The sequence below is a fragment of the Streptomyces sp. NPDC000348 genome (assembly GCF_042898795.1).
GTDB lineage: Bacteria > Actinomycetota > Actinomycetes > Streptomycetales > Streptomycetaceae > Streptomyces.
Genome location: NZ_JBIAZD010000048.1, coordinates 1 through 8,340, shown reverse-complemented (window position 1 = coordinate 8,340; position 8,340 = coordinate 1). Strand labels below are relative to the sequence as shown.

Here is an 8,340-nt window from a genome sequence, read left to right as displayed (position 1 = left end):
GGTCAGGCCGCCACCTTGCGGATACCTCATAGTTCCGGCATACCGCGATAATCGTCACTTGTCAGCCTCGCGACATCACGCCGACAAGCTCAGTAACGGTCCTCGCAACACCCGCGATCTGCGGGTGTTGCAACGACCGGTTGAACTCACCCAGTACTGCTCACGACGGTTCAAGCGGGCTTGCCGAAAGCCCGGCATCGTCCAGTCCATGAGCAGAGTCGGATCTTGTTTCGACAACGCCGTGAGCGAGGCGTTCAACAGCGTCCTCAAAGTCGAGTACGTCCACCGCCATACCTTCCGCACCCGCACCGAGGCCCGCATCAAGATTGCCACCTGGACCACCGACTTCCACAACGCCAGGCGGCTACACAGCGTGTGCGGGTTCAAGAGCCCGATCGACTACGAACGTGACTACCGAGCCACCCTCGCCGAGGGACTGGCCGCATAGATCGTCTCCACGCTGCGAGGGGATTGACAGTTCCGACTGCGCGCGTAGCCGTGCAGGGTGTCCAGGATCGCGACGCCGACCGCTTCTCCGCCCACCAGTGGCACGGATACGCCGTCGATGACGACGGAACCGTCGGAGGAGACGATCACAGGCAGAGGAGCCGGCTCCGGGGTCTCGCCGGACGAGCTCTGCTTGCCGAGATCCACTGGGTCTCCCGACCCGGGGTGCCCGCCCCCCGTGTTCGGCTTGTCGGCTTCTTCGCCCAGGCCCAGGCCCGTACCTTCCTGACGTACCGTCCGTGTGGCTCACTCCCGGGGCCGCCGCGGCCCGCGAACGGCAGGAGAGGGCGGCGCGGCGGATCCCGCACCCCCGCAACGGACTGGGAAGGCAATCAGTTCAACCCGACCGTCCCGCCGGGCTCGGCGGAAAGTCCTCCCCGGACCGGGCTCCCGCCCTGTGTCAGGTGGTGGCCCTCTTGCCCGGGTGGTCAGCGCGTCGCGCGGATGGCCGCCCCGCGCCGTCCGCCCTCACGCAGGACGGTGTCAGCCGTGCCCGTGTGGGACGAGGCGCGGGCGGGCCGCGGAGCTGGGCGGGCCTCAGGCCACGGAGCAGTGAGCGGATGCGGTCAGCGCCGTCCGCGGCCCTGCGCTTGGTGGTTGCCTCCGTGATACTGCTGCCAGCCGGAGGGCTGGCCGGGCTGGGGCTGCCGGGGAGGCTGCTGAGAGGGGCCTGGTGTGAGGGAGGCGTAGTAGGCGATCTGGGCGTTCGGGGGGGCGGGATGGGTCGGCTGCGGTGGTGCGGTGGTGCGGCGAGTGGCCGCGATCTGGGCGAGGACCTGCTGGTTCCTGCGTTCGCGCTCGGCTGCCACGGCGGTCGCCGCGTGGGCGTTGGGATTCAACTGGGAAACGACCCGCAGGCCGCTGCGGTCGAAGACGTCGACCTGGGCGATGTACTCGGGCCGGATGCCCTTCCAGAAGGCGACCTCCTGCTGCCCGTAGAAACTCGCGTGGTGGGTGAGGGACGCGAGGAATTCGTAGCCGCCGGGAGCGTGAATGGTGTACCGGAAGGAATGCCCCGCGCTGTTACGGGCCCAGGAGGGCTGGGCGGCATCCGGGTTCAAGTCCCGGGTGGTGCTGACCAGCCCGGTCTCGGTCTGTTCGGATTGGTAGTACTGCAAGCTGCTGGGCAGCCGACCGTTGTGCGGCTGGAAACCGTCCCGGAAGATGACCTCGGGAGGCCGGGAGTCCCAGCGGTACAGCGGTTCCAGGTCCGCCCGGTAGACCACCCGGGCGCCGGCGGCCGGGCCGGTGTTGGCCACCCGGATCTGCTCGGGGCGGGGGCCGTAGATGCTGCTGCCGAAACCCACCGTCGGCTGCGGGGTGAACGTGCTCTCCCGTGCGTACCGCCGGTAGTACTCGAGAAACTCCTGGTAGTCGCCGGGGTCGCTCAACGCGGAGCCGTCCGAATAGTGCGAACCCGAAACACTCGGGTCCGAGAAGTCCGGTGGCGTGCTCATGAACATTTACTCCTGTCGTCGTGTCGACACAGAGGGGATGAGCTGAGGTCGGGGGAGAGGACCTGCATTTGCCGGCCTCCGTGTCGCCACTCGCTCGGCGCACCGCCGCGCGGTGTGCGGCGCCCTGGCGGCTCGGATGCGTAGCGGCTGCGCGGGGAGACGGTGCCGGTGTTTCAGCCGGCCGGACAGCGGCCTGAGGCGGTGAGGCAAACGCTGTCGTCGTTGGTGTCCACAGGCAGTCCTGCCGTCATCTCCTTCATCGCGGCTTTCCTCTCACGGGGAACGAGGATGTGTCCCGGCACCCGGAGAAGTACACGGGAGGAGCGCACCTGTTCGCGTCGCCCCCCTTGACTACGTCAGAAGCGCCGTTCGGGTTTACCGACGGGACGCACGAGTACTCGTCCAGTAGCCGTAGCCCCCGAGCCCCGACGGCTCCGGACCCTCACGAACCTGGCCGAGCCAGGGCTAATGCGTCCTCGGCTGGCGAGATGAGCTGATCGCCCGTCTGGACGGCGACGCGCTCGACGACGCCGTGGGCACCTGGCTCGCCCGGTACGCCACCGACCCGGTCGACGAGGCCGATGGCACGCTGACCGCTCTGGCCGTGGGGGGGGGGGGGGGGCCGCGGGCGGCCCCCGCCCCCCCCCCCCCGCGCCCCCCCCCCCCCCCCCCCCCCCCCCCCCCCCCCCCCCCGGGCCCCCCCGGGCCCCCCCCCCCCCCGCCCCGCGGGGGGCCGGGGGGGGGGGGCGCCCGGCGGGGGCGGGGGGGGCCCGGCGGGGGGGGGGGGGGCGCCCCCCCCCCCCCCCCCCCGGGGCCGTCCACCTGCTCGCCGCCGCGCTCCACGCCTGCCAGACCGTGATCGCCCAGCGCCAGGTCGCCGCGAAGAGCAACGAAATCCCCGCCTTGTCGTCGTAGACCGGCTGCTCGAACAGGACGGCCCGGTGGCGGGCGACCGCCGAGACCGGGACGCCGTAGTCGTCGTACTGGGGATCAGTAAATGTTTTTGGCACAGGAGGCTTCCTCCAAGGGTGACGGATGACGGGCTTGATCCCCGCAACAGCCCCCGCTTCGCAGCGGTTCACGGCGTCCGAACCGGAGATCCACCGGAAACACGGGGCCGCGGAGGCAGGGCTTCGGCTCGGTCGCGCCTCGTCCCTTGGCTCACCGGGAGCCGACGGGGGCGGCTGTGGCGGCGTTCGTCCAGTCGGCCGATGGACGGCTACCAGCGGCTGGGACGGGCCGGCAGTTGTCGCGCATGAAGCTGCCGGGAGCCGGCGGTGACGGACCGGCGCCCCGATCGGACTCTTATCTACTGAACCTCTTGTTCTGGGGCAGCGCGGGAGGCGTGGGTCCGCTCGTCAGCGGCGGCGAATTCGACGAGCGGCTCCGCTGCGACGCGGCACGCTCAGGGCCCTGGTGGGGCATGAAGGACTGCACGTCCTGGACGGGCGGCCGAGGCGCGGGAGGCCGACCTACCGCCCCACCTATGTTGATCGGAGTCGAGTACCGGTCGTCGTCCCGGACATGAACCGCTGCCGACGGCTGCGCCACGGGGGCGTTCCCGTTCTCACCTCCCGCATGGTAACCGTCACGCACCAGCCGGGCCGGACCCCGCTGAAGCCTTCCCTCCAGCGGCCACTCCGTGGACTGTCCGGCCTCGTGCGAACCGGTGCGCGTGGGCCCCTCGGGGGGCCGGGCCATGCTTCTATCAGCCGCCAGCATCTCCTCGACCACCTGACGGACCAGGTAATTCGCCTGAGGCGCTGTCAGCACGCCACCACTGGATGACGGACGTGTCGTGGCACGGTCCGGCGCCGACCGTACGGGCGACTGCGGGATCGCTTCCTGACCTTGCGACGGCCGGTGCTCAACCGCCCCACGGCTTCCCCTTGCCCGCCATGCGATGACCCCGCCCGCGGCCATCAGCGCGAGTCCGACAGGTGGCGCCGCGGCCATGACCCCGGCGCCGGCGACGAGGAGGGCCACGCCGCCGATCCGACGCCCGACCGGTGAGTTGGCGAAGGCCCCGGCCCTCGAAAGGCCGGACCGTATGGCGCGTCCTACCCTGCCCAGGCGGCCAGAGGGTTCTTCCTTACTGGATTCTTCAGCCACGGTATGTCCTGATCCTCCTCACCAGTGCGCGGAAATGGGATCACCAGCTCTGATCACTGTTCCGCAGGGACAGACCTCTTGCTGCCAGCGCTCCACGACCGCACTTCAAGAAATGCACTGGCAACAACGGACAACGCGTGGATCCGGTTCATCGAGCCGCTCGGAGACTGCTCAAGGTGTTGCTGGCCCGTTCACACATGGCCGGGACCGACCGAAGCGCGGTTTGCGGGAGGTCCGCTGTGATCAGCGCGAGCTCGGCAGGCGTCCCCACCTCATCGAAGAGGGCGAGTCCGAGATGAGCGCCCGCACGCGGGGCCGAAGCGAGCATGGAGCGGAAGAGCTCGGTCCAGGACTCGTCGGACACATGTGTCGTCAACGCCGGTAACAGCAGCGACTCTTCATGATCGAGGTGCGTGTGCAGCAGATCACGTAGAGCGACCGCCGCCGTGACCAGTTCCGGCCGGTCACCATGGCCATGGCACGGAATGGTGCTGAGTACGTCCAGGGCGGAATCCAATGCGTCATGTTCGGCGCTGAGGTCGATGAGCCACATCATCTTCGCGGAGTCGGCGGAAATCAGCTGAGGCCAGAGCACAGCGTCCTGCCGATCATGGTAATGCCGTAGAATCCCCATCACGAGGCAGCGCAGTTCCGTCAGGCTTCTCGATGACGCCGGACCGCGCCGCATCGCATCGATCAGCAAGGCCGTCGCAGAGCGCTGAGCTTTGTTCAGCAGTCGCATCTCCGTGACGATCCGGCGTTCGGCTGTTTCGCTGCTCAAAACGGAGTCCATCCCGCTTCAAAACTTTTTTCTCAAGCTTATGCACTTCGAGGACTCTGCAGATCCTTCAAGCGGCGGCGCCACCCTTCATTCTTGTCCCGTGTTACCACCCGGTTCCACCCTGTGCCGCTTGGAAAGTCATCGCTGCTGGTCAAGCCGCATATCGGTACTCGTTGATCGCTCCGCCGAGGATGCGGGTGCATAGGAGTCTGCCGGGATGGCCGTGCTGGCGTTCGGCGGCGGGTTCCTCGCTCACGTCGGGCGGGAGTTGGTCCCAGGGACCTTGCGTGTGGAAGGGTTGCGCAGGCTTGCCCGGTGATGGTCCGTTACGTGTGGTGTGCCCGGACGCAGAAGCAGGCACGGTTTCGGTGATCATGTAGGTGTCGAATCCGCATGACCACAACCGAAGACCGTGCCTGCTGTCTCATCTTCTCCCATGTCCCCGGGTCTGGAGCAACTGGCCCGTACCTCGTCACCGCAACCGCTGCCCGATGCGGTGTGCCTCGTCCCGTTTCTCGCGGACCTGCCCGACCCGCGTGGCCGTTGTGGTCGGCATTTCCCGCTGACGGCTCTCGTTGCCGCTGCGGCAGCGGGTGTCCTGGCCGGCGCGCGGTCCATGACCGCGATCGCCGTCGCTTTCCGGCACCTCGACTGCCCCGGCGCCCGCCAGGCCCTGCGCGTCATGCGGTGGCGCAAGGTCCTGACCGGCAAGAAGATCACAATCGAACGGCTCTACTTCGTCACCGGTCTCCCGCCCGGAACTGCCACGGGCGAGGAGCTCGCCGACTGGATCAGAGGGCACTGGAAGATCGAGAACCAACTCCACCACGTCCGCGACACCACCTTCACCGAGGACGCCTCCACCACCCGGACCGGCAGCCTGCCCCGCGTGATGGCAAGCCTGCGCAACCTCGCCATCAGCGTGTTCCGCCAGGACGACCACACCAACATCGCCGCCGCGTGCCGCTACACCGCACGCGATCCACAACGACCCCTCACAGCCCTCGGGATCAGGTGATCAACCGGACAGATCGACTACACGCAATGACCCTGGGCGGCCGCCTGGGCCACACTGCACTCAAGGTGGTACATCAGCCTGATGACGGTCCGCTGCTGCTCCGTCAGCTCCTGCAGCGCCTCCAGCACCACATGGAGGGTGAGCAGGGTCTCCGAAGTCTCCCAGGAGGCCTCGAGCTCCTCGGTCGGCATCAGTTCGAGCGGCCGGATCCGCCGGGAGCGATGATGGTCCATGACGAGGTTCTTGACCACGGTGAAGAGCCACGGCCGGACGAGCCGGTCGCGCGTGCCCAGGTAGTGGGCGTGCTTCCAGGCCCGGGCCGTCGTCTCCTGGAGGATGTCCTCCGCCTTGTGCCAGTCCCCGTCCAGCAGCCGTGCCGCATACCGCAGGAGCGGGGGCCGTAACGGTCGTAGATCGTCCGGACGAAGACGTCGTGGTCGACATCCGAGGAGGAGTGCCGGGTGTGGGCGGGGGCAGCGGTCCCTGCCTCCGAAGTCCCGTTCATGGGTGGTGACCAATCGTCTTCCGGTGGTGCTGTGGCGTGGCTGCCGCCCGAGGGCGACAGCAGGGAGCCACACTCTCCGGAATGCCTTGGTCAAACCTTGTCGTCTCCTTGTCGCGGACGGCCGCCTCACCTGGTCCGTGCCGTGGGGGAGAGCGGCCGCCGTTCGTGGACCAGGCACTGTTCGACCACCGCAAGGGGAGATCGACAAGGTCCTCTCCGCACCACGCAGCCGAGTCGCCCGCACGGTGAACCGGAGACCTCAGCTCCTCGTTGACCCGGTGGGACGCAAACGCATCCGGCCGGCCCGCGCGGTGACGGCTGCGGCTCTCCCCGCTGCACGCCCCGCTCCCACGGCACGGCATCTCACAGAAGGAACGTTCTCCCCCTCATGAAGAAGCGTTCCATCCAGCGTCTCTCACTCACCGCTGCCGCCGCGGCGGCGACGACACTCCTGCTGCCCGCCTCCCCGGCCGCCGCGATCAACCAGACCGACTGCGGCGACCGGACGGACTTCGTGAAGGTCTGGTACAACGGCGGCGCCAACACCAAGTGTTTCGCCAACGCGGGCACCATCACCCCCGGCCTCGCCGACGTCGAGCAGATCACGTCCGGCAACAACAGCATCCACGTCTGGCTGGGCAATGAGATCCGGGCTATGGGCAAGTGGTCCTCCATCCGCGACATCGAGGACCTCAACGCCCCGCTGTGCGTCCTGCAGATCCACTGATCCACCGCTGGGGGCCCCGCCGGGGGCCCGGGGGGGGGGGGCCCGCGGGGGGGGGGGCGCCCCCCCCGGGGGGGGGCGGGCCCCCCCGCCCGCGGGGGCGGGGCCGGGGGCCGCCCCCCCCCCCCCCCGGGGGGGCCCCCCCCCCCCCCCGCCCCCCCGGGGGGGGCCCCCCGGGCCCCGGGGGGGGGGGGCCCCCGCCCCCCGGGCGGGCCCCCAGCGGTGGATCCTCACGCCCGCGGCCGGGAGGCGCGACGTCCGAAGCGCGGCCCGGCCCGGCCCCGTTCACGCACTCCGAGGAGTAGGCACACCATGGAGACGACCGCGAACGTGCTGACCGGCCTGGTGGCCGCGCTGCACGTCTACTTCCTGGTTCTGGAGATGTTCCTGTGGGAGAGGAAGCCGGGCCGCGCGCTCTCCGGCTTCGACGCGTCCCTGGCCCGGGCCACCGCGCCGCTCGCCGCCAACCAGGGCCTCTACAACGGTTTCCTGGCCGCGGGACTGGTCTGGGGAATGACCGTCGGGGACCCGACCGGGTTCCAGGTCCGGGTCTTCTTCCTCGTCTGTGTGGTCGTCGCCGGCGTGTACGGCGGTCTCACCGCCAACCGGCGCATCCTCCTGGCGCAGGCACTACCCGGAGCACTGGCGCTCATAGCGGTCCTGCTCAGCCGGTGACCACTGCCGGTGACCACTGCCGGGGAACCCGATCGCGGTGAGTTCGCCCTGGGCGCCGACCGTCAACTCCACCCCGGCTCGCCGGACGGCCGCCTCGACGGCGCGCGGTTCGTCCCGTGCCTTCTCGACCCGGGCGTCGACGGACAGTTCCTCAGTCGTCCCGAGCTCCTCCGGCTCCTCGTGTTCTCACCGGCCGAGCGTCTGCGGGGCCCCGCCCACATCGGTTCCCCGCGCGTCGTCCTCCTCGGCGGTCCACGCGGTACCCGCCCGGCCGCTGCCGGTCCGTCGTCCGCGCTCGTTGCCGCCCGACACCGGCGGCGTGAAGGGAACCCCGGCGCCGGTGGAGACCCGCTGTGCGGCCGGGTATGGAACTGCGCCGAGGGCCGGCCACCGCACACCTGGGCGTACGAGATCCGCAACCGCAGCTCACAGCTCCTCCAACAGTGAAGCGACCCGACTCCGGAGTCGGGTCGCTTCACTGTTGGAGGAGCCCTCAGCTACCGACAGCCCGCAGGTGGCGTCCGGCCCGGGGGCGGGCCTCGGTCAAAGCCGGGGGGGGGC

General features: G+C 69.7%; 8 protein-coding genes. 5 read left to right on the top strand and 3 right to left on the bottom strand.

The annotated features are described in order from the left end of the window. Window positions 1-124: 124 nt before the first annotated feature. A complete protein-coding gene (locus ACFY3N_RS36490; RefSeq protein WP_390821074.1) occupies window positions 125-448 on the top strand; it encodes an integrase core domain-containing protein in 324 nt (107 codons plus the stop codon). Window positions 449-1,073: 625 nt separating this feature from the next. On the opposite strand, the gene ACFY3N_RS36485 is transcribed toward ACFY3N_RS36490, so the two are convergent. After that, window positions 1,074-1,964 carry a hypothetical protein gene (locus tag ACFY3N_RS36485; RefSeq protein ID WP_390821073.1) on the bottom strand — a complete coding sequence of 297 codons (891 nt, stop codon included), beginning with the start codon at window positions 1,962-1,964 and terminating at the stop codon, window positions 1,074-1,076. A 2,260-nt stretch (window positions 1,965-4,224) separates the two neighbouring features. Next, on the bottom strand, window positions 4,225-4,857 hold the full coding sequence (locus ACFY3N_RS36480; protein WP_390821072.1) for a hemerythrin domain-containing protein: 633 nt from the start codon (window positions 4,855-4,857) through the stop codon (window positions 4,225-4,227). A gap of 616 nt (window positions 4,858-5,473) precedes the next feature. Here ACFY3N_RS36480 and ACFY3N_RS36475 point away from each other — a divergent pair. Continuing rightward, window positions 5,474-5,875, top strand: coding sequence for a transposase (locus ACFY3N_RS36475; RefSeq protein ID WP_390821071.1), 402 nt, complete (start codon window positions 5,474-5,476; stop codon window positions 5,873-5,875). 17 nt (window positions 5,876-5,892) lie between these two features. On the opposite strand, the gene ACFY3N_RS36470 is transcribed toward ACFY3N_RS36475, so the two are convergent. Beyond that, entirely contained in the window at window positions 5,893-6,474 is a 582-nt protein-coding gene (locus ACFY3N_RS36470; RefSeq protein ID WP_390821070.1) for a sigma-70 family RNA polymerase sigma factor, read from the bottom strand. Between the two features lie 294 nt (window positions 6,475-6,768). Here ACFY3N_RS36470 and ACFY3N_RS36465 point away from each other — a divergent pair, with 294 nt between their 5' ends. The 3 genes from ACFY3N_RS36465 to ACFY3N_RS36455 all read left to right on the top strand — a co-directional run bounded on the left by ACFY3N_RS36465 (window position 6,769) and on the right by ACFY3N_RS36455 (window position 8,226). Continuing rightward, entirely contained in the window at window positions 6,769-7,107 is a 339-nt protein-coding gene (locus ACFY3N_RS36465) for a beta/gamma crystallin domain-containing protein (protein WP_390821069.1), read from the top strand. Window positions 7,108-7,416: 309 nt separating this feature from the next. Next, the gene (locus ACFY3N_RS36460; protein WP_390821068.1) at window positions 7,417-7,779 is read left to right on the top strand and encodes a DUF1304 domain-containing protein; all 363 of its coding nucleotides are present in this window, start codon (window positions 7,417-7,419) and stop codon (window positions 7,777-7,779) included. A gap of 9 nt (window positions 7,780-7,788) precedes the next feature. After that, complete coding sequence (locus ACFY3N_RS36455; protein ID WP_390821067.1) at window positions 7,789-8,226, top strand: hypothetical protein; 438 nt, start codon at window positions 7,789-7,791, stop codon at window positions 8,224-8,226. Window positions 8,227-8,340: the final 114 nt, after the last annotated feature.